Source organism: Arthrobacter sp. fls2-241-R2A-200, assembly GCF_030209745.1.
Classification (GTDB): Bacteria; Actinomycetota; Actinomycetes; order Actinomycetales; family Micrococcaceae; genus Arthrobacter.
In genome coordinates this window covers 242513-262052 of record NZ_JARVRJ010000009.1, presented here as the reverse complement: position 1 = coordinate 262052, position 19540 = coordinate 242513, and the positions used below count along the sequence as shown (strand labels likewise).

The window sequence follows — 19540 nt, the reverse complement described above, 5'->3', positions numbered from 1 at the left end:
CAACAGACAGTGAGGTTCGGATGTCTCCCGGTGTACCCCCTGCCAGGCCTCCTGTCATGGGTGATGTCGCCAAGCTGGCCGGTGTCTCCCATCAGACCGTTTCGCGGGTCTTGAACAACCACCCCAATGTCAGTGGCAAAACCAAAGAACGGGTGGAATCGGCGATTACGAGCTTGGGTTACCGGCGCAATACCGCTGCCCGGAGCTTGGTGACCCGGCGCTCCCGGACCATCGGCGTGCTGGCCTGTGAAACCAGCCAGTACGGGCCCGCCAACACGCTCTTGGGCGTGGAACAGGCTGGCCGGGAAGCCGGCTACTTCGTCAGTATCGCCAATCTGCGGGAAGTCACCGGCGAGAGCGTCAACAGCGCCATGGCCCATTTCCGGAACCAGTCCGTGGACGGGATAGTCATCCTTGTGCCACATCCGGACGTCCTTGCTGCCCTACGCGAAGTGTCCGTGCCGGTGCCGATGGTCGCCGTGGGCGCCGGCACCGGGAACGAGTTGACCGGAGCATCCCTGAATCAAAGGCTGGGAGCCCGCCTCGCGGTCGAACATCTGATTGGCCTGGGCCATGAGCGCATAGGGCACATTTCCGGACCACCCCACTGGATCGACGCCGCGGAGCGTGTCAAAGGTTGGCAAGAGGCACTCATCAACGCGGGGCTGGCGCCAGAGGTGTTACTTCAAGGTGACTGGGATGCCGCATCAGGGTATCGGGCCGGGCAGGAACTGGTCCGGCAGCAGCGGGTCACGGCAGTGTTCGTCGCTAACGACCAGATGGCTCTGGGCGTGCTCCGGGCCGTCCACGAATCGGGACTGCGGGTGCCGGAGAACATGAGTGTTGTGGGCTACGACGACCAGCCTGAGGCTGCCTTCTTCCTGCCTCCCTTGACCACCATCAGGCAGGATTTCGAACAGCTCGGCCGCCGGTGCATGGAAGCGTTGCTCCAACAGTTGGGCGGCGGAGGGGACTATCGGCAGCACATCGTGAGTCCCGGCCTGGTGATCCGTGCAACGGCCGCGGCCCCAGGTTCCAACCGCCTGGCCGGGCGCCCGGCCATCCCTGCTTCCGGTGCCCTCTAAACTAGGAACCATGACTTCCACCAGTTCCCCTGCACTTGACACTGCTGCCGCCCGTGCCCGCCTGCTAGAACTCATCAAAGAGCTCGCCGTGGTGCACGGAAAGGTCATCCTCTCCAGCGGCAAGGAAGCCGACTATTACATTGACCTCCGCCGGATCACCCTGCACCATGAGGCCTCCCGTTTGGTAGGGCAGGTCATGCTGGCAATGATCGACGACGCCGGCGTCCCCCTTGAGTGCGCGGGGGGATTGACCATGGGTGCTGACCCGGTGGGTACCGCTGTGATGCACGCTGCTGCCGACGCCGGCCGCGCCGTTGACGCATTCGTTGTCCGCAAGGCACAGAAGTCCTACGGGATGGGCCGGCAGGTTGAAGGTCCCTCGGTGGAAGGACGCAACGTGGTGGTCCTTGAAGACACCTCCACCACCGGGGGTTCCGCCCTGACCGCCGTCGAAGGCGTCCGTAAGGCCGGTGGCAACGTGGTGGCTGTCGCCGTCATTGTGGACCGCGATACCGGTGCAAAAGAGAAGATCGAGGCTGAGACCGGGGTGCCGTACTTGTTCGCTTTCGGCAAGGACGAGCTGGGACTCGACTGAGGCCGGATCGGGACTCCCAACGGGCTGGTCGCGGGACTGTAAGGCGGCCGCGCTGAAGCCTATGCTTGCTCCGTGGACCTTCAAGTAGGCAAACAGCCTGCAGAGCCGGAGGTGGAAAAGGGCCTCCCGCCACAGCGACCGGATACGCGTCCGGCCGTTGCTCCTTCGACGCCTCCGGGCGCACCTCCGGTCCCGCCGGTTGTGCCTGCGGGGGGCCGCCCTGACACCTCTGCTGACACCTCTGATGGACGGGACGACTGGGCGCGGATCCTGCCGTATGCCGCCCGCCTCAAGACGCTGTCCCGCCGCAGGTTCCTCGTTTCCGCAGGGGCTTCGGTAGCGCTCGCAGCGGACATGCTCTTCACCCGGCACGTCCAAGCCGAGCGCCGGACCACTAAAATCCTTCCGGTCCCGGACCCCTTCTCGGACCTGTACTTTCCGAACGCCAGCTGGTTCCTCTTTCCCGGTTTCAAAACCAGCTGGGAGGAGGCCCAGTGGATATTGAACTCACTGCGTCCCGCGCTGCACCAGCGGGGCCGGATGGCCGCCGTCGGATATTCCAACCTGGGTTTGGACGTCGGCGAGATCGTCCGCGAACTCATCCTGCATGTGCGCGCCCTCAAGCTCCAGAAGCTGTATTTCTACGGCCACAGCTTCGGCGGGATGGTGGCCACACAGGTTGCAGCCAAGCTGCTGGAACTGTACGGCGTCCAGGTGCAGCTGATTGTCCTGGACTCCAGCCCCTTCAACCGGACCGATGTTCTGGACGAAAGCTGGTTCGACGGCGTGGTGTTCCTCTACGAGAACGGGGTTCGGATTCCCTCCGTGGTACGCGGCGGATACGAGCTGGGGGAGCGGGTGGCCCACAAGGACGAGCGAACGTGGCGGCAGATCCTGGACCAGACATTGGAGCAGCTCTCGCCGATCGCGCCGTCCAGTGTGCTGATCCAAACGGAGTCGGCATACATCTACCATTTCGACGGCGTGCAATACGCCGGCAAGCTCGGCGGGGCCAAAATGGCGTTCCTCGGCAACCCCGCTGATGACACCGTGAACTACGAGTCTGCCCGTGCTGGCTGGAGCAAGGCGTTCGGTGCCAACATGGCCCTCCCTGTGCTCAGTACCCAAGGCGCCCGGCCCACCCATGCGAGCCCGCAGTGGAGCTCGGACATCTACCTTCCGTTGCTCGAACGCATCCAGAACGAACTTGAACCCTTGCCGCCCACCCCTGAGGAGCCGTCGTACAAGGAACCATCCGGAAAGGTGATCCGGCCGGCTTAGCCTTCCATGCAAAAAGTCACCCTCCCAAGGATTCCTGGGAGGGTGACTTTCTGATGTACCTGAAACAAGTAGCAATCGGTGCTCCGAGAACTGCCTGTCAGACCATATGAACGGTCTTGCCTAACTGAGCCAGGTCTTCACGGCGTCTTGGTGGGCGTCCACCCATTTCTTGGCAGCGGCCTCGGGCGTCATGCCGCCCTGGATGTCCGTGGCCACGGAGTTCTGGTCCGCGTTAGTCCACTGGAAGTTCTTGGCCAGCTTGGCCGCGGGCGATCCGCTGTCCTGGAACTTTTTGGAAACCACTTTGTTGAGCTTGTAGGTGGGGTAATCACAGGCCACCTTTTCGGCGTCCGTGTCACAGCCCGGGGTCCACGCCGGCAGATTGACCTTCTTGAGCGGTACCTCGGAGAGGAACCACTGTGGCTCATAGAAGTAGCCGAGCAGCGGCGTCTTATTCTGCTGTGCTGTCCGGAAGGACTGGATCAGGGCCGCCTCCGAACCGGAGAACACCACCTTGTAGTCAAGGTTCAGGTTCTTCACGAGGGCCTCGTCATTGGTGACGAAAGCGGGGTCACCGTCCAGGACCTGCCCCTTGCCGCCGGACTCGGAGGTTGCGAACAAGGAGGCGTACTTGTTCAGGTTCTTGCCGTCCAGGATGTCGGGGTACTTCTCCGCCATCCATGGTGGTACGTACCAGCCAATGTGGCCTTCGTTGCCGGTGGGGCCGTCGTCGACAGCCACTTTTTGATCAGTGATGTACTGCTTCACCAAGTCAGCGTGGCCCCAGTTTTCCATGACCACGTCCACCTCACCGGAGGCGAATCCCTGCCAGGAGATCTGCTCATTCAGGTCCTTCTGGACCACGGTGCAGCCAAGTTTGTTCTTTGCCACGTAGCTGTACACAGCGGCATTGGCCGTGTACCCCACCCAGGCGTTCATGGCGACATTGACAGTTCCGCAGGGCGTCTCGGAGGTCCCCCCGGCAGCATTCACCTGGTTCACCGAGGCGCTCCCGCAGCCTGCCAGGAGCAGGGCGGCAGCCGCGGCTCCGGCCATCGCCGGAAGGGTTCGTTTCAACAACAGTCCAGCTTTTTTCATTTGTTAGGTCTCCTTGTTGGGGGGAATTCCTAGATGTCCTCCGTGCCCTGGCGGGCGCAGGGCGGGTCATACGGTTAGGTTGTTCGGGTTCTGGTTGTGGGGATCTTCCGCACAGGAGTTGCTGCGGCGGCCTGGGTCATCCGGTCGAGCAGGATGCCGAGGAAGACGATGGCAACGCCTGCGGCGAGGCCCTTGCCGAAGAGCGCGCTTTGGACGAAGCCGGCGACGACGTCGTATCCGAGGCCACCTGCCCCGACGAGCGCACCGACCACCACCATGGCCAGGACGTAGATCAAGCCTTGGTTGGCGGCGAGGGCCAGAGTCTGCCTGGCCATCGGAAGTTGGACCTTGGTGATGACCTGCCACGGGGTGGAACCACTGGCGACGGCGGCTTCGACAACCGTGGGAGAGATTGCGGCGATGCCGTCAGCGGTGATCTTGATGGCGACAGGGGCGGCGTAGATGATGCCGGCGATGATCGCCGTGAAGCGGGTGGCGCCGAAGAGGCCCAGGAAGGGCACAAGATAGACAAAGGCCGGCATGGTCTGGCCAGCATCCAGCAGTGGCCGCATGATCTGGTCCACCCGCTCGGACCGGCCCATGGCGACACCGAAGATGATGCCCAGGACCATGACCACAGCGGTGGCCACCAAGGTGCCCGCCAGGGTGACCATGGAGTCGCTCCAGAGGCCGAGGTAGATGATCACGCCCAGGCATGCCGTGGTCAGGGCAGCGAGCTTCCAGCCGCCGAGTGCGTAGGCTGCCACGGCGATGACGGCCACGAGGATGTAAAAGGGAGTGTCCGTGAGCAGGGATTGGAACGGGTTGAGGATTCCGGTGGTGACGGTTTCCCGGAAGGACACAGTGAACAGGGAGAGGTTGGTCTGCATCCACTGGCTGGCTGCCGCTACGGTCTGAACGATCGCGGGGCCGATGTTCAGATCCTTGGGGAACGCGGCTGCCCACAGCATGGTCCGGGAAAGCTGCACCATGGCCAATGCCAGTACCAGGGTGATGCCAAGAAGGATGTATCTGGTCCTGCGGGAAACCCTGCGGTTCCGGGCCGCTGCCGGGTCTGCTCGGCGGCTGGCGGCGGTGGTGACCCGGTCCAGCACGATTGCGAGCAGGACGATTGAGAGCCCGGCGTTAACCGCGGTGCCGACGTCGAGCGACTGCAGGGCCCGTACCACCACTTGGCCAAGCCCGGGCGCTGCGATCAGCGCCGCGATGGTGACCATGGACAGGGCCGCCATGGTGCTCTGGTTTATTCCCATGACGATTGTCCTCCGGGCCATGGGAAGCTGCAGGGTAACCAGCCGCTGCAGGCCCGTGGTGCCCAGGGAGTCGGAAGCTTCGCGGGTGTTTTCCGGGATGGCGCGGATGCCGTGCGCTGTCAGGCGGATTACAGGTGGCGCAGCGTAGATCACGGTGGCGATGACGGCCGAGGCCGGTCCGATGAGGAAGACCAGTGCCAGCGGTGCCAGGTACACGAATGTCGGCAGGGTCTGCATGAAGTCCAACACCGGCGTGATCACCTTGGCCACCCGGCCGTAGACGCCGGCCAGGATGCCGAGTGGGATCCCGACCAGGAGGGTCAGCAAAACGGCCGTGAGGACCAGTGCGAACGTGTAGGTGGCTTCGAGGAAAAGGCCCTGGAGGCCGAAGAAAGTGAAGACCGCGACAGTAAGCAACGCGACGCGGGCGTTACCTGCTGCGAAGGCAGTCCAGCCCAGCAGGCCCACGGTTCCGAGCCAGCCGATTTCCGGCAGGCGCAGGCCTGTGGGACTCGCGGCAAAGGTGGTGATGAACACGTTGGCGACGGCGTCGACGGCGGCACGCAGGGGCGTGAAGACGTACAGGAAGACGGGGTTGTCCGCGCGGTTCGCCGCCACCCAGGCGTTGAACTGGTTCAGGGACCGGTGCAGGTCCGTCAGTTCGGAGGCGGGCAAGGTCAGGGTGGAGGTGCCATGCAGGACAAGGAATCCCACGAGCCAGGCGACGGCCGCACCTGCCAGCAGGATGGTGCGCTTGCCGGGCCGGCGACGCGGGGCGCGCGCCGGGGCGGGTTGGACGGTGGTGCGTTCTTGGACGAGCGTGGACATTAGGCCGCTGCTTCCACGGGCTGCAGCACCGACAGGATGCTGTCGCGGTCGATTTGGCCGGTGATCTTGCCGGCATCCTCCACGAGGACGGGGCAGGAGGAGCGCATCACGGCGGATATGGCATCCCGGATGACCGTCCTGGAACTAAGGACCGGCGCGTCTCCTGGCGTTCCGGGTGCGACGGGCCGGGTGATCCATTTCAGGGTCAGCACGTCCGCGCGCGGGACTTCGGAGACGAAGTCCTCGATGTACTTGTCCACCGGGGACCCCACGAGCTCATCTCCCGTGCCGCACTGGACCGTCTCACCGTTGCGCATGATGAGAATGCGGTCTCCGAGCTTGAGTGCCTCGGAGAGGTCGTGGGTCACGAAGACCATGGTCTTGCCCATCTCCTTGTGGAGCCGGATGACTTCCGCCTGCATGTCCCGGCGAATGAGCGGATCCAGGGCGGAGAAGGGTTCGTCGAAGAGGATGGTGTCCGGGTCACCGGCCAAGGCCCTACCTAGGCCGACGCGTTGCTGCATTCCACCGGACAACTGGTCCGGATAGTGCCGTTCGTAGCCTTTCAGGCCAACCAACTCGATGATTTCCCGCGCCCTGGCGTAACGTTCGTTCTTGGCTGCGCCCCGGATCTGCAGCCCGTAGGAGACGTTATCCAGCACGGTGCGGTGCGGGAGGAGACCGAAGTGCTGGAACACCATCGACATCTTCCTCCGGCGAAGTTCGCGCAGTTCGGCGATGCCTGCCTGCAGGACGTCCTTTCCGTCCACCAAGACCTCCCCCGAGGTGGGTTCAATCAGCCGCGTCAGGCAGCGGATCAGGGTGGATTTACCGGATCCTGAAAGCCCCATGACCACAAAGACTTCGCCCTTGGCGACGTCGAAGCTCAGGTTGCGGACTGCTGCCACGCATCCCGTGCGCGCCAGTAACTCCGCTGAGTTGAGGGCCGAGAGCTCTGGATTATTGGGGATCTTCTCGCCCCCGGGTCCGAAGACCTTCCAGAGGTTGCGCACTGAGATGTCGGGGCTGTTCATTGCTGTACTCCTGTGGAGGCTCGAACTGATGGCGGGGCGGGAACGGTGTATTGCCAGCTCGCCATCCTCTGTGTGGAAGACGGGGATCGGTGTGACGTGTCGGGACGGACGGCATCTCGGGAATAAATACCTTCAGCGGGCAGGCGATATGGAAGAGGTGAACCTCCTCCAACTAACGAGCTCAACCGGTCCTGCTGGTTGTGTCATCATCAACGCGGATCACCATACGGAACAGAGTGATCTATGCCACTCCCTTTGTCAAGGATTAAAACTGTACTAAGGAGCCCTTTGGCACCCCTTCCGCGCCCCATCTGGGGAAGCCCCTGCCGCCGCGTCGAAGTGAGGCCGGTGGAGCGCTTTTGTGACGTCATATAGGGGCGCTGAGCAGGCACCCCTTGCCCCGCCCCGGGGTCATCGTGATGCACAGGGGTGACTTTGGCCATATTCTGGCCGAGTGATTACACGCACTTTGAAGTCGGACCAACAGGGCAAACGGATCGACAGGCAGGCGCGCATTCTCCAAGCGGCATTGGATTTGCTGTCGCTTCACGGCATCTCAGGTGTCAATATGCGCGCGGTGGCCCGGGAAGCCGGCGTCGCCCTCGGCCTCGTGAATTATTACTTCGAGGACAAGATGAGCCTGATCCGTGCGGCCTTGCACCAGATTGACGAGCGCGATGCCAAGCTGGTCGCAACCGATCCGGCGTCGCCACCCGACGGGCAGCTCCAGAAGGCTCTTCGCCGCGTTGCGGACCCGGAATTCCTCACCACCGAGCACCTGTCTCTGCGTCTCCACCTCTGGGCACTCGCGCAGGCCCATGAAGAGTTTGCGCTGATTAATGCGGCGGCCTTCGAGAGGTACCTCGAAGGGCTCGCGACGCTGATTGGTAATGCCAAACCTGAACTTTCCAGTGATGAATGCAAGGTGCGGGCGAATGACATTGTTGTGGTGCAAAACGGGATGTGGCTGACTGCGCTCCTGGGCGTGGACCAGGCCTCCATCCAAAGAAGCATCGCCCGCACCGAGGAGATCGCCTTTGCTGCCTAGCGGCACACACGCGTAACGAACAAACTTTTCTGAACAGTTGTCCAGCAACACTATTGAACACTTGTCCAAATTGCTTTAGTGTTCATCGGTATGACCTGGACCACACCAGGGACGCCTTGCGGGTTCTCCGTCGCGTCACGGTGTACCGCCAGTTTCCGGAAGCAGGATCACCGCCCTTGGGGCGGAAGATCTGCGCCAGGCAGAAGGAGAGTTTGCAGCATGACAAAAAACAATTACGACTACGTCATCGTCGGTGGTGGAAGCGCGGGGTCGGTTCTCGCCAGCCGCCTGAGCGAGGGAGGCCACAGCAGCGTCCTTGTCCTGGAAGCCGGGCGGAGTGACTACCCCTGGGACCTGTTCATCCAGATGCCCGCCGCGCTCACCTTTCCCAGCGGGAATCCCTTGTACGACTGGCGCTACCAGTCGGACCCCGAGCCTCACATGGGCGGCCGGCGTGTGGCACACGCACGCGGCAAGGTACTGGGCGGCTCCAGCTCCATCAACGGCATGATTTTCCAGCGCGGTAACCCCCTGGACTACGAACGCTGGGGAGCAGACGCCGGGATGGAAACCTGGGACTTCGCGCATTGCTTGCCGTACTTCAACAGGATGGAAAACGCCACCGCCGCGGACCCGGACGATGAACTGCGCGGGCACTCCGGGCCCCTCGTGCTTGAACGCGGTCCGGCCACGAACCCCCTGTTCCAGGCCTTCTTTGGCGCCGCTCAGGAAGCCGGGTACCCGCTGACCGATGACGTCAACGGTTACCGCCAGGAAGGCTTCGCGGCATTTGACCGCAATGTCCATAAGGGTCAGCGGCTCTCAGCGTCCCGCGCGTACCTCCGGCCTAACTTCGGCCGGGACAACTTGACCGTCCTGACCCGGGCTCTGGTCACCAAGGTCAACTTCTCGGGCAACGTGGCAACCGGCGTCACGTACCGCCGTAACGGCAAGACCCATCACGTGAACGCAGGCGAAGTGATCCTCGCAGGCGGCGCCATCAACACACCACAGCTCCTCCAGCTCTCCGGCGTTGGAGACGCTACCCACCTGAACTCCTTGGGCATCAACTCCGTGGTCAACCTGCCCGGCGTCGGCGAGAACCTCCAAGACCACCTTGAGGTCTACATCCAGCACGCCTGCACCCAGCCGGTCTCCATGCAGCCCAACCTTGACCTGTGGCGCTACCCGCTGATCGGGCTCCAGTGGCTGCTGGGCCGGAAGGGACCAGCAGCTACCAACCACTTCGAGGGCGGCGGCTTCGTCCGCTCCAACGAGGATGTTGCGTACCCGAACCTGATGTTCCATTTCCTCCCGGTCGCAGTGCGCTACGACGGCCAGAAGGCCGACGCCAAACACGGCTACCAGGTGCACATCGGCCCCATGTACTCCGACGCCCGCGGCAGCCTCAAGATCAAGTCCACCGATCCCACAGTGCACCCATCCATGGTGTTCAACTATCTCTCAACGGACCAGGACCGCCGCGAATGGGTTGAGGCCGTTCGCGTGGCCCGTGACATCCTGGGCCAGTCCGCCATGGCCCCCTACAACGGCGGTGAGCTGTCTCCGGGCCGGGCGGTGCAGACGGACGCAGAGATCCTCGACTGGGTTGCCCGCGACGCTGAAACAGCACTCCACCCGTCCTGCACAGCCAAGATGGGCCCCGATTCGGATCCGATGGCGGTAGTGAACCCGCTTGACATGACCGTGCACGGCACCACGGGCCTCCGCGTGGTGGACGCCTCCGCCATGCCGTACGTTACGAACGGCAACATCTACGCGCCCGTCATGATGCTCGCGGAAAAGGCTGCCGACCTGATCGCCGGCAAGGCACCTTTGGCGCCGCAGCACGCGGAGTTCTACCGGCACGGCGTCAGCCCGCTTGAGCGGAACGGCGATCCCGCCGCTGCGGCCAGGGGCAAGGAATGATGCATGGAAACACAACAAGGAGAGACAATGACTGCCACGGCTGAGCAAGTCCATCGTGCCGGGAAATCGGCAGATCCCGTCAAGGGCCTCTACATCGACGGAGCCTGGCAGCAGGCATCCGACGGCGGCACCACTTCCGTTCGGTGCCCGGCAGACGGCCAGGAAGTGGCGGTTGTCGCATCGTCCACGGCCGAGGATGCCAAGCGGGCAATCGCCAGTGCACGGGCAACGTTCGATAGTGGTCCGTGGCGCAGGCTCACAGATATCGAGCGCGGTATGGTGCTGCTTCGCGTGGCGGACCTGCTTGAGCGGGACAAGGCGGCCTACGCCCGGGCCGAGGCGCTCGACACCGGCAAACGCCTCGTCGAGGCCGAGTACGACATGGACGACATTGCTGCGTGTTTCCGCTACTACGGCAAAATCGCAGGCCTCGACGCCGGCCGGGTGATCGACACGGGCCGGCCCAACGCCATCAGCCGCGTGGTCTACGAGCCGCTCGGCGTCTGTGCCCTCATCGCACCTTGGAACTACCCGCTCCTGCAGGCTGCATGGAAGGTGGCGCCAGCACTCGTTGCCGGAAACTCGTTCGTTCTCAAGCCCAGCGAGCTCACGCCCTCGACTTCGATCCTGCTCATGGAAACCCTCGAAGAGGCAGGCGTCCCTGCCGGCGTCGCTAATCTGGTCACGGGACCAGGCTCGAGGGTGGGCGGCCCACTCAGCTCCGATCCGCGCGTCGACCTCGTCTCACTGACCGGAAGCCTGGCCACAGGCCAGACCATCATGGCCGCGGCCGCGGAGACAGTGAAGAGCGTCGCTTTCGAACTCGGCGGGAAGAACCCGAACGTCGTCTTCGCGGACGCGGACTGGGACGCCGCCGTCGACAACGCCCTGACTGCCGTTTTCCTGCACTCCGGGCAGGTCTGCTCGGCAGGGGCGCGGCTGGTCGTCGAGGAGTCGATTGCAGATCGCTTTGTGGCCGAGATCGTGGAACGGGCCAAAAAGATCCGGATGGGCGGGCCGTTCGATCCCGACGCCGAGACCGGGCCCCTCATATCGGCCAAGCACCGGGACCAGGTCCACGCCTACGTGCAGGCCGGGATCGCGGAAGGCGCCGAGCTCCTCTGTGGCGGCTACATCCCTGACGAGGGCCCGCTGGCGGACGGTTACTTCTACCCGCCCACCGTGCTCGGCAACTGCCGCTCCGGCATGAGCGTATTGCGCGAGGAGTCGTTCGGCCCGGTGCTGACCATCGAGACGTTCCGGACCGAGGATCAGGCCATCGAAATCGCCAACGATACGGAGTACGGCTTGGCCGGCGCCGTCTGGACATCGGACGCCTCGAAAGCGCAACGCGTGGCTGGCGCCCTCCGGCACGGGACCGTGTGGATCAACGACTACCACCCATACGTACCCCAGGCTGAGTGGGGCGGCTTCGGGAAGTCCGGGATCGGCCGTGAACTCGGCCGGGCGGGCCTCAACGAGTACCGCGAGGCAAAGCACATCTGGCAGAACATCCAGCCGGCGCCCAGCGGCTGGTTCGGCGCAGCTCCGGTTGTGAACGAAACAGGGCAGGGCACAACCAACTAAGCACCAGCAATGGCAAAGCGACCGGGCGGCCGCAAAGGTGCGGCGCCCGGTCGCTTGGTTCATCTGCGTCCAAAGCGGCCGCAAACCACCGCCATCGTGCTTTTCTGACTTAGGAGTTCCATTGACAGAACCCAGCAAGAGTGCCGATTCAAGCGGCATGGACCAGTTCGGTTATGCCCAGACCCTGGACCGAAGCATCGGCAAGTTCGCCAGCTTCGCCGCCGGAGTCAGCTACATCTCCATCCTTACGGGCGTTTTTCAACTGTTCTATTTCGGTTTCGCCATGGCTGGCCCGGCGTACGCCTGGTCATGGCCCATTGTCTTCGTCGGGCAGCTGATGGTGGCCTTGTGCTTCGCTGAACTGGCAGGGCGTTACCCCGTGGCAGGCTCGGTGTACAACTGGGCCAAAAGGCTATCGTCGGGCACTTTCGCCTGGCTTGCCGGGTGGCTGTTGTTGATTTCCTCAATTGTGGCCCTGGGCTCCGTGGCATTGGCCCTCCAGCTCACCCTGCCCCAGATCTGGTCTGGGTTCCAGATCATCGGCGACGGCACGGGTCCCGAGGACTTTGCCCTCAACGGGGTGTTGCTGGCGAGCATCATGATCGGCATCTCCACCCTCATCAACGCTTTCGGCGTGAAGCTCATGACCAAGATCAACAGCGTAGGCGTCTTCGTTGAACTTGTCGCCGCTGTGCTGCTTACCCTCGCACTCGCATGGCATATCGTCCGCGGACCCGGCGTTCTCTTCGAGACCAAGGGTTTTGGGGCGGGCCACCCCTTGGGCTTCTTCGGGGTGTTCATCATCGGTGCCATGGCATCGGGCTACGTGATGTACGGCTTTGACACCGCCAGCTCCCTCGGGGAAGAGACAAAGGACCCGAAGCGCACGGCACCCAAGGCCATCCTGCGGGCAGTCACAGCATCCTTTGTGCTGGGCGGACTGATCCTGCTCACGGGACTCCTCTCGGCCCCGAACCTGAACGATCCCAAGATAGCCTCTGCCGACGGCGGCCTGCAGTACCTGGTGCTCTCCGTGCTGGGCGGCCCCTTCGGCAAAGCGTTCCTGCTGTGCATCGTGGTGGCCGTCGTGGTTTGTACGCTGGCAGTCCACGCCGCCGCCATCCGCATGATGTTTGCGATGGCCCGGGACAACAACCTTCCGTTCAGCCGTCACTTGGGCAAGGTGCACCCCGTCCGGAAGACCCCAACGGTCGCCGCCGTCGTGATCGGAATCATCGCCGTCGTCCCGCTGATCGTGAACGTCTCCCAGCCCGCCATTTTCACCATCCTCTCCAGCATCAGCATTGTCCTGATTTACCTCTCCTACCTGCTGGTAACCGTCCCTATGCTTCGCAGGCGCCTGGCCAAAAAGTGGCCGCTGCCCAATGACGGCACCGAAGCGGGCTTCAGTTTGGGCAAGTGGGGACTGCCGGTGAACATCCTCGCGGTCCTGTGGGGCGCCGCCATGACACTGAACCTCATCTGGCCACGCCCGGAAATCTACAATTCCGTTCCGCCGTTCGAGTGGTACCTGCAGTGGGGCGGGGTTCTCTTTGTCGCTGCCGTCGCCCTCACCGGCGTCCTGATGTACCGGCTGAAGCTCCGGCACCAGACGGGTGTGCTCGCCGGGCATGCAGCCACATCCACGGCACCTCCGCAGCGGGCTTCCCTCGAGAGGGAACCGGTAACGCCCAGTAGCGTGAGGTAGGGGCCCGGTTCTAGCCGGTTCTAGCCGGTTCTAGGACCGGCCCGCGGTGTACGTGGACAGGAACTCGAACGTCTTGTCCCGCGCCTCGCGTGCCTCACTGAAATTGAGGTGGAACTGGTACTCATGCGGCAGTTCCGGCTGGTACGTTGCGGGCCAAAAAAGTTCCGTCACCGGAACACCAACATCCTTTAGCCGGTTGCTGTACGGCACAGACTGCAGCCGGGTGAGTCCGTCGCCGTTCCCGCCGCTGATGAACGTGGGCGGGAAATCGGGGGTCACAAAGTCAATGGTGGACATTGTGACCCCTGCATGGGCGGCGGACCAGTGCTTGGTTCCGGTGTAGGCCCACAGGGAAGTCTTGAAACCCCAGGCCACGATGCCCCTGAGGCGGGCCATGGCCCGCAGATCGTACACACCGCAATGCAGGATGGTGGCAGCAAGCTCCGACTTTTGAAGGGCAGGGTTGATCCCCATGAGGTCGGCGTACTCCGGGTTCACCGTGAGCGTGGTCATCTGGCTGGCCAGTTGCGCTCCGGCGGAATCCCCGGCGAGCACGATGCGGCTGGTGTCCACGTTCAGCTCCGCAGCGTGCGCCTTGATGTACGCCAACGCTTCGTTGATGTTCCGCACAGCGGCCGGATACGTGGACTCAGGCGCGATCGGGTAGCTCAGGCCAATGGTGGTGTATCCCTCGGCGGCCAGTATCCGGAGATAAGGATTGACGTCGCGCTGCGCCCCGGAGATCCACGCGCCTCCATGAATCCACACAACCGTGGGAAGCGGCGAGGACGTACCTTGTGGGCTGAAGACATCGAATGTGGACCCCGGCCGATACACCACCCCCGGTTGGGTTTGCACGGGAGTGTTGGGAACGTAGGGCGTCATTTCATCGATGGTGGCTTGGGCTCCCCGTTCAAAAACCCTGCGGATCAGCAAGGCCGACGGCCAAGGAGTGGCAGCCAGGGCCAAGGCCAGGACCAACACCGCCAGAATGGTTAGTTCAAGCTTCCGCAACGGTGCGAACCGTGCTGCCAGACGATTCTCGGCTCGTTGCTCCACACGCTTGTCGACCGATTGCAGCGGCCCCATGACACACTCCCCCCAATAGGCGTACCCCTGGACCTATGGTAGACGCCGGGCGCAGGCGCGCGGTCACATTTTCGCGTCAGCCGCAGGCCCACCGGCTCCAGACGCCAAGGCCTGAATTTCGACGGCGGTGAGGCCAGCCTTGCGCAGGAAGGCCCGGGCATCACCGAACTCCTGCGCGAACCCGGTGAGGAAATGCCGCATGGCGGCCTCGGGACTTTGCAGGATCATGAGGTCGGGGCTGAAATACTCCGGTCTGGAGTTCGGGACGTGGAGGTGCCACGTCTCGGCCATGTCGTGAAGCAGGCCCGGCAGGTTGGCAGTTGTGGCTGAGTAGTCGGCCACGATGCTGTCCGGACTCGCACCACCTGCGAGCAGCGCCACGGCCGACACAACCCCGGTCCGGTCCTTGCCCAAAGAACAATGAACCAGTGTCCGCATACCGTTGGCGGCAGGACGGAGGGCATCGGCTACCCACTCCGGACGCAACCGGATCCAACCCAGGTACAGCTCGCCCAGGTCCTCGGCAGTTTCCACCGCTTGCAGCGAACCGGCTATCGCGTTCGGGTCCAACGGGTTATGGAAAAGCTCGACGGCGGCCGGCCCCTCAGGAAGCAGCCACGGGACCAAGCCAGCTTCAAGGTCGCTTCGCAGGTCCACGATGGTTTGGATGCCATGCTGGGCAAGAAATTCCGCCGTAGCCGTGGCATCCAAATTGAAGGGCTGGCTGCCCCTGAGGATCCGGCCACCAGGGAGGGGCCGCAGGTTCAGCACAGCCATGGTTGTTGTCCTCTTAGATCTGGCTCTTGAGGTCCGCCACGGAGTTCAGGATCTGGTTGGGCCTGAACGGGAAGGACACTATTTCTTCGCGCTGGGTGATGCCGCTGAGCACCAGGACCGTGTGGAGCCCGGCTTCCATTCCGGCCACGATGTCCGTGTCCATGCGGTCCCCGATCATGGCCGTGGTCTCGGAGTGCGCATCGATCTGGTTCATGGCGGAACGGAACATCATGGGATTCGGCTTGCCCACGATGTACGGTTCGCGGCCGGTGGCCTTGGTGATCATGGCGGCAATGGCGCCCGTTGCGGGCATGGGACCGTCTTTGGAAGGGCCGGTGGCGTCCGGATTGGTGGCAATGAAGCGGGCACCGGCCAGGATGTGACGGACGGCCATGGTGATCGCTTCGAAAGAGTAGGTCCGGGTTTCGCCCAGCACCACAAAATCGGGGTCGGTGTCCGTCAGGATGAACCCCGCCTCGTGCAGGGCCGTGGTGAGGCCGGCTTCACCAATCGTGTACGCGCGGTTCCCGGAGTCCGAGGACTGAACCTGGTCCTTCAGGAACTGGGCAGTGGCCAGCGCGGATGTCCAGATGTTCTCTTCGGGAACTTCCAAGCCAGAGGCACGAAGCCTGGCGGCGAGGTCGCGCGGGGTGAAGATCGAGTTGTTGGTCAGCACAAGGAAGCGCTTGGAAGTGTCCACCCAGCGCTGGATAAGCTCGGACGCGCCGGGAATGGCTTGGTTCTCGTGGACAAGGACGCCGTCCATATCCGTGAGCCAGCATTCGATGTCATGGCCGTTCCGGTAGATCGATGTGGACGGGTGGGGCCTGGTTTCTTCTGCCATGTTTGCCTCCGGGTGGGGTTGGTCATGCACTGCGTCCCAGTCTTTCATTATTCGGTCGGCGCCACATCCCGGGCCTGCATGGGATTCCAAGGGTGCGGGCACCGGCCGGCCCGCTTGGCGCGGCTAAAGTTGAGGGGTGACTGACCTTCCCCCCACCAAAGACCTGCCAATTCCTGCCGGCTCACCGGAAGTACCCCCGGCGGAAGGCGAGGCAGAGGCCAAGGCGGAGGTCGGCGTCGGGCCTTGGGAAGGTGAGTGGCCTGTCGGTGAGCATTGGGACCCTGACCTCCTTCGCGACGGCGATCGACGGAACGTGGTGGATCAATACCGCTACTGGAAGCACGATGCGATTGTTGCCGATCTTGATTCCAAGCGCCACGAATTCCACATCGCCATCGAAAACTGGCAACACGACCTCAACATCGGCACCGTGGTCCGGACCGCCAACGCCTTTCTTGCCAAGGAAGTACACATCATCGGTCGACGGCGGTGGAACCGTCGCGGCGCCATGGTCACCGATCGTTATCAGCACGTTCGGCACCACCCCACGGTGGAGGATTTTGTCCAGTGGGCGCAGGGTGAGGGGCTCGCGGTGATCGGCATCGACATCTTCCCCGACTCTGTGCCCTTGGAGACCTACGACCTTCCCAAGAAGTGCGTTCTGGTGTTCGGCCAGGAAGGACCGGGCCTTACCCCGGAGGTGCACGAGGCCGCCGTCGCGACCCTGTCGATTGAGCAGTTCGGTTCCACGCGCTCCATGAATGCGGCCTCGGCCGCTGCGATCGCGATGCATGCGTGGGTGCGGCGGCACGTCTTCGAACAACACGTCTAGCCTCCCTGCGAGGTGGCAACCCGGCGGAAGTGTTAAGAGCCCACGTGACCGGAAACACGGCGTCCTGACGGATATCGCTAGGATGGTGCTAGCCGTAAGCGGTCTACTCCAGGGTTACCAACCCACAGACGAATTCAGCATAGGAGTCACCATGCCCATTGCAACCCCTGAGATTTACTCCGAGATGATTGACCGTGCGAAGGCTGGCGGATTCGCTTTCCCCGCGGTCAACGTGACGTCGTCGCAGACTCTGAATGCTGCGATCCGCGGTTTCGCTGAGGCCGAGTCCGATGGCATTATCCAGGTTTCCACTGGTGGTGCCGCGTATTGGTCCGGGGCTTCGGTCAAGGACATGGTGGTCGGTTCGCTGGGTTTCGCTGCGTTTGCCCGTGAGGTGGCGAAGAGTTACAACGTGAACATTGCCCTGCACACGGACCACTGCCCGCAGGACAAGTTGGCGGATTTCGTTCTTCCCCTGCTCGCTGCCTCCGAGGAAGCGGTGAAGGCCGGTAAGGACCCGATTTTCAACTCGCACATGTGGGACGGTTCGCACGAGACCCTTTCGGAGAACCTGCGGATCGGCCGCGAACTGCTGGAGCGCGCGGCTGCCGCGAAGATCATCCTCGAGGTCGAAATCGGCACCGTCGGTGGCGAGGAAGACGGTGTTGAGAACGAAATCAACGAGAAGCTCTACACCACCACCGAAGACGCCCTCGCCACGATCGAGGCCCTGGGTGCGGGCGAGAACGGCCGCTACCTCACCGCCCTGACGTTCGGTAATGTGCACGGTGTGTACAAGCCGGGCGGCGTGAAGCTCCGCCCGGAGCTGCTTAAGCAGATCCAGTCCGAGGTTGGTGCGAAGATCGGTAAGGAAAACCCGTTCGACCTCGTGTTCCACGGCGGTTCGGGCTCCTCGGAACAGGAAATCGCTGACGCTGTTTCCTATGGTGTGATCAAGATGAACATCGACACTGACACCCAGTACGCGTTCACCCGCCCGGTGGCGGGCCACATGTTCTCCAATTACGACGGCGTCCTGAAGATCGACGGGGAAATGGGTAACAAGAAGACTTACGATCCCCGCGTTTGGGGCGCTTCCGCTGAAGCCGGCATGGCCGCGCGCATCGTCGAAGCCGCACAGCAGCTCGGCTCAGTAGGCAAGACCTTCTAATGTCCGACGAATTCCGCAAGAACCTCATGGGGCCAGAGCCCACACTCCTGCCCGCCGAAACCGAGATCTACCAGCACCTGGCCCTCGGCAAGGAAGCACTGGAACTCGTGGCGCAGAACCCCACGTCGTCACTTTTGTGGGCCATCCTCGCTGAGGAAGCCTGGGCCGAGGGCAGGACCATCGAGTCCTACGCTTTTGCCCGGGTTGGCTACCACCGCGGCCTGGATTCTCTTCGCCGCAACGGTTGGCGCGGCGTCGGACCCATCCCGTGGGAGCACGAGCCCAACCAGGGTTTCCTGCGGTCGCTCTACGCGCTGGGTCGTGCGGCGTCTGCCATTGGCGAGGCTGAGGAGCCGGAGCGGATCGAGAAGTTCCTGAACGACTCCGACCCCAAGGCCAAGGCAGCGATCGAAGCCAGCTAAAGCCTCAACAAACAACGACGGCGGCCCCCACCGAAAGGTGAGGGCCGCCGTCGTCGTTTGCGTTGCGGGGCCCGATCTGCAGGCAACCTAGCGGGTTGAGCGTGCAGAGCAGGCCCCACAACGGGAGGGAGCTAGGCTGCCTTGCGGGGAATTCCCGTACGGGCCATGGCTTCGGCGTAGGCGCCGTGGATGGCGTCGAGGTATTCCTGCTGGCGGGCCGGGGTGCCTGCGAAGGAGCGGCCACCGAGCGAACGGACCTTGAAGGTCTTGAAGCCGCGGCGGGCAATGCTGGCCGGGGCAGCCTTCATGAGCTGATCGGCAAGGCGGTGTGCCTCATTGCCGTGTGCCACCAGGGCAGAGGTACGCGGGAGGAGCTGGAGCAGGCGAAGCAAAGGCTTGAGGCCTTCGGTGATGTTGGCAGGGGTGAGCTTGCCGGGTTCCTCGTTGGGTTCGATCCACGGGTAAGCGTTCCACGGCATCATCAGCTTGGGACGGAGCCCCAGCTGCCACTGCATGCCGAGCATGCGGGTGTTTGCTTCCTCGTCACCGGGGGTGATGAAGCCCTCGCCGGTGTTGGTGCGCTGGTTGGAGAAAAGGCTCACGATGCGGCAGTCATCAATGCTGTGGGCGGGGTCGATGTAAAGGACCTCGCTGCCTGGCTTCTGTTCCTTGATGGAATCGCACAGCGCGTTGACCTCGGCGATGTGGGGTTCGTAACGGCGGTTCCAGAGGAGTTCTTCGGGTGATTCAGTCGCCAGATCTTGCATCAGTGGTTTGGTCTCCTAGGTGTTACAGCGCACCGTTCCAAGGTGCCACGGGCATGCCGCGGCCGAACCTCAAAGGATGCTGTGGGGGGCTAACTAACCTTACCGGACTATGGGCGTCAATGGGTCCTAGTCCGGCGCGCCCCCAAATGCGACGCGGCGTGTTGCGATCAA

At 63.2% G+C, this 19540-nt stretch carries 17 protein-coding genes; 10 read left to right on the top strand and 7 right to left on the bottom strand.

Annotated features, from left to right (window positions below):
• The first annotated feature begins 56 nt into the window (after window positions 1–56).
• The 3 genes from QRN42_RS11210 (at window position 57) to QRN42_RS11200 (ending at window position 2961) form a co-directional block, all read left to right on the top strand.
• Window positions 57–1085, top strand: a complete 1029-nt coding sequence (locus QRN42_RS11210) for a LacI family DNA-binding transcriptional regulator (RefSeq protein WP_284979245.1) — start codon at window positions 57–59, stop codon at window positions 1083–1085.
• A gap of 10 nt (window positions 1086–1095) precedes the next feature.
• Entirely contained in the window at window positions 1096–1680 is a 585-nt protein-coding gene (gene pyrE / locus QRN42_RS11205) for an orotate phosphoribosyltransferase (RefSeq protein ID WP_284975778.1), read from the top strand.
• A 72-nt stretch (window positions 1681–1752) separates the two neighbouring features.
• Entirely contained in the window at window positions 1753–2961 is a 1209-nt protein-coding gene (locus tag QRN42_RS11200) for a thioesterase domain-containing protein (RefSeq protein ID WP_284979244.1), read from the top strand.
• 120 nt (window positions 2962–3081) lie between these two features.
• On the opposite strand, the gene QRN42_RS11195 is transcribed toward QRN42_RS11200, so the two are convergent.
• The 3 genes from QRN42_RS11195 to QRN42_RS11185 form a co-directional block, all read right to left on the bottom strand.
• Window positions 3082–4059 carry an ABC transporter substrate-binding protein gene (locus tag QRN42_RS11195; protein ID WP_284979243.1) on the bottom strand — a complete coding sequence of 326 codons (978 nt, stop codon included), beginning with the start codon at window positions 4057–4059 and terminating at the stop codon, window positions 3082–3084.
• 74 nt (window positions 4060–4133) lie between these two features.
• Entirely contained in the window at window positions 4134–6161 is a 2028-nt protein-coding gene (locus QRN42_RS11190) for an ABC transporter permease (RefSeq protein WP_284979242.1), read from the bottom strand.
• Window positions 6161–7195 (bottom strand): quaternary amine ABC transporter ATP-binding protein, encoded by a 1035-nt coding sequence (locus QRN42_RS11185; RefSeq protein WP_284975774.1) that lies wholly within the window; start codon window positions 7193–7195, stop codon window positions 6161–6163. The genes QRN42_RS11190 and QRN42_RS11185 overlap by 1 nt, the downstream gene beginning before the upstream one ends.
• Before the next feature lie 454 nt (window positions 7196–7649).
• Between QRN42_RS11185 and QRN42_RS11180 the strand changes: the two genes are divergently transcribed.
• The 4 genes from QRN42_RS11180 (at window position 7650) to QRN42_RS11165 (ending at window position 13467) form a co-directional block, all read left to right on the top strand.
• Window positions 7650–8243, top strand: coding sequence for a TetR/AcrR family transcriptional regulator (locus QRN42_RS11180; RefSeq protein ID WP_284975773.1), 594 nt, complete (start codon window positions 7650–7652; stop codon window positions 8241–8243).
• Window positions 8244–8462: 219 nt separating this feature from the next.
• The gene (betA, locus tag QRN42_RS11175) at window positions 8463–10172 is read left to right on the top strand and encodes a choline dehydrogenase (protein WP_284979241.1); all 1710 of its coding nucleotides are present in this window, start codon (window positions 8463–8465) and stop codon (window positions 10170–10172) included.
• A 27-nt stretch (window positions 10173–10199) separates the two neighbouring features.
• The gene (locus tag QRN42_RS11170; RefSeq protein WP_284979240.1) at window positions 10200–11759 is read left to right on the top strand and encodes an aldehyde dehydrogenase family protein; all 1560 of its coding nucleotides are present in this window, start codon (window positions 10200–10202) and stop codon (window positions 11757–11759) included.
• A gap of 157 nt (window positions 11760–11916) precedes the next feature.
• Window positions 11917–13467 carry an APC family permease gene (locus QRN42_RS11165; protein ID WP_284979452.1) on the top strand — a complete coding sequence of 517 codons (1551 nt, stop codon included), beginning with the start codon at window positions 11917–11919 and terminating at the stop codon, window positions 13465–13467.
• Between the two features lie 30 nt (window positions 13468–13497).
• Here the strand turns inward: QRN42_RS11165 and QRN42_RS11160 are convergent, their stop codons facing one another.
• From QRN42_RS11160 to QRN42_RS11150, 3 genes are all read right to left on the bottom strand, one after another.
• Entirely contained in the window at window positions 13498–14556 is a 1059-nt protein-coding gene (locus QRN42_RS11160; RefSeq protein WP_284979239.1) for an alpha/beta hydrolase, read from the bottom strand.
• A 63-nt stretch (window positions 14557–14619) separates the two neighbouring features.
• Window positions 14620–15333, bottom strand: coding sequence for a tyrosine-protein phosphatase (locus QRN42_RS11155; protein ID WP_284979238.1), 714 nt, complete (start codon window positions 15331–15333; stop codon window positions 14620–14622).
• A 13-nt stretch (window positions 15334–15346) separates the two neighbouring features.
• On the bottom strand, window positions 15347–16177 hold the full coding sequence (locus QRN42_RS11150) for an HAD-IIA family hydrolase (protein ID WP_284975768.1): 831 nt from the start codon (window positions 16175–16177) through the stop codon (window positions 15347–15349).
• 136 nt (window positions 16178–16313) lie between these two features.
• Here QRN42_RS11150 and QRN42_RS11145 point away from each other — a divergent pair, with 136 nt between their 5' ends.
• The 3 genes from QRN42_RS11145 (at window position 16314) to QRN42_RS11135 (ending at window position 18602) form a co-directional block, all read left to right on the top strand.
• Window positions 16314–17009 carry a TrmH family RNA methyltransferase gene (locus QRN42_RS11145; protein WP_502869492.1) on the top strand — a complete coding sequence of 232 codons (696 nt, stop codon included), beginning with the start codon at window positions 16314–16316 and terminating at the stop codon, window positions 17007–17009.
• 151 nt (window positions 17010–17160) lie between these two features.
• Window positions 17161–18180, top strand: a complete 1020-nt coding sequence (gene fbaA, locus QRN42_RS11140) for a class II fructose-bisphosphate aldolase (RefSeq protein WP_284979237.1) — start codon at window positions 17161–17163, stop codon at window positions 18178–18180.
• Window positions 18180–18602: a DUF3151 domain-containing protein gene (locus QRN42_RS11135; RefSeq protein WP_284979236.1), complete on the top strand. Its 423-nt coding sequence runs from the start codon at window positions 18180–18182 to the stop codon at window positions 18600–18602. Before fbaA ends, QRN42_RS11135 begins: the two co-directional genes overlap by 1 nt.
• A 131-nt stretch (window positions 18603–18733) precedes the next feature.
• Here QRN42_RS11135 and QRN42_RS11130 read toward each other — a convergent pair whose 3' ends face one another.
• Window positions 18734–19369, bottom strand: a complete 636-nt coding sequence (locus tag QRN42_RS11130; RefSeq protein WP_284975765.1) for a uracil-DNA glycosylase — start codon at window positions 19367–19369, stop codon at window positions 18734–18736.
• Between the last annotated feature and the right edge of the window lie 171 nt (window positions 19370–19540).

Bases quoted from the DNA above. Each gene is read 5' to 3' on its own strand.
- QRN42_RS11210 (WP_284979245.1), top strand. From the start codon at position 57: ATGGGTGATGTCGCCAAGCTGGCCGGTGTCTCCCATCAGACCGTTTCG.
- pyrE (WP_284975778.1), top strand. From the start codon at position 1,096: ATGACTTCCACCAGTTCCCCTGCACTTGACACTGCTGCCGCCCGTGCC.
- QRN42_RS11195 (WP_284979243.1), bottom strand. From the start codon at position 4,059: ATGAAAAAAGCTGGACTGTTGTTGAAACGAACCCTTCCGGCGATGGCC.
- QRN42_RS11190 (WP_284979242.1), bottom strand. From the start codon at position 6,161: ATGTCCACGCTCGTCCAAGAACGCACCACCGTCCAACCCGCCCCGGCG.
- QRN42_RS11185 (WP_284975774.1), bottom strand. From the start codon at position 7,195: ATGAACAGCCCCGACATCTCAGTGCGCAACCTCTGGAAGGTCTTCGGA.
- betA (WP_284979241.1), top strand. From the start codon at position 8,463: ATGACAAAAAACAATTACGACTACGTCATCGTCGGTGGTGGAAGCGCG.
- QRN42_RS11170 (WP_284979240.1), top strand. From the start codon at position 10,200: ATGACTGCCACGGCTGAGCAAGTCCATCGTGCCGGGAAATCGGCAGAT.
- QRN42_RS11165 (WP_284979452.1), top strand. From the start codon at position 11,917: ATGGACCAGTTCGGTTATGCCCAGACCCTGGACCGAAGCATCGGCAAG.
- QRN42_RS11160 (WP_284979239.1), bottom strand. From the start codon at position 14,556: ATGGGGCCGCTGCAATCGGTCGACAAGCGTGTGGAGCAACGAGCCGAG.
- QRN42_RS11155 (WP_284979238.1), bottom strand. From the start codon at position 15,333: ATGGCTGTGCTGAACCTGCGGCCCCTCCCTGGTGGCCGGATCCTCAGG.
- QRN42_RS11150 (WP_284975768.1), bottom strand. From the start codon at position 16,177: ATGGCAGAAGAAACCAGGCCCCACCCGTCCACATCGATCTACCGGAAC.
- fbaA (WP_284979237.1), top strand. From the start codon at position 17,161: ATGCCCATTGCAACCCCTGAGATTTACTCCGAGATGATTGACCGTGCG.
- QRN42_RS11135 (WP_284979236.1), top strand. From the start codon at position 18,180: ATGTCCGACGAATTCCGCAAGAACCTCATGGGGCCAGAGCCCACACTC.
- QRN42_RS11130 (WP_284975765.1), bottom strand. From the start codon at position 19,369: ATGCAAGATCTGGCGACTGAATCACCCGAAGAACTCCTCTGGAACCGC.